1 protein-coding gene is annotated in these 746 nt (G+C 46.6%); it reads left to right on the top strand.

The features are described from left to right. On the top strand, nt 1-746 hold a 746-nt coding region (locus L1077_RS27185; protein ID WP_237139885.1), incomplete at both ends, for an SdrD B-like domain-containing protein.

A 746-nucleotide genomic window follows, 5' to 3' on the forward strand; every position in this document is an offset into this window, starting at 1 on the left:
ACATCACGGTGACCATCACGGGCACGGATAAGTTTGGTCAGGCGGTAACTCAAAGTGTAGTAACGAATGCGAGCGGTCAATTCAACTTCACAGGTCTGATTGAATCCAATGCAGATGGCTACACCATCACGCAAATAGTGAGTGGCACTTACCAAACCGGTAATCGTTACATTGGTTCAGGCACAGGCGTTGTCAGCAATATCGCAAAAGTGGTAATCAGCACAGACGCAACACCTGAAATCACCTTCACGGAAAAACCCAAAGCAGGTGATAAGTCAGTATCAGGTAAGGTGTTCTTGGATGTCAACCAAGATGGCGCGGTTGATCAAAATGACGTGCAATTAAAAGACATCACAGTGACTATCACGGGCACAGATAAGTTTGGTCAGGCGGTGGACACCACAACGACGACCAATGCCAGCGGTGAATTCAGCTTCACAGGTTTGATTGAATCAAATGCCGATGGCTATACCATCACGCAAATAGCGAGTGGAGATCACCAAACGGGTAATCGCTACATTGGTACTGAAGCAGGGGTTGTCAGCAACATCGCAAAAGTCATTGTCGGCACAGAGGCAACGCCAGAAATCACCTTCACAGAGAAACCAAAAGCGGGTGATAAGTCGGTATCAGGTAAAGTGTTCTTGGACATCAACCAAGATGGCAAGGTTGATCAAAATGATGATCTTTTAAATGGCATCACAGTCACCATCACGGGCACGGATAAATTTGGTCAGGTGGTGAAT

The sequence above is a fragment of the Pseudoalteromonas luteoviolacea genome (assembly GCF_021654285.1).
Taxonomy (GTDB): Bacteria; Pseudomonadota; Gammaproteobacteria; order Enterobacterales; family Alteromonadaceae; genus Pseudoalteromonas; species Pseudoalteromonas luteoviolacea_J.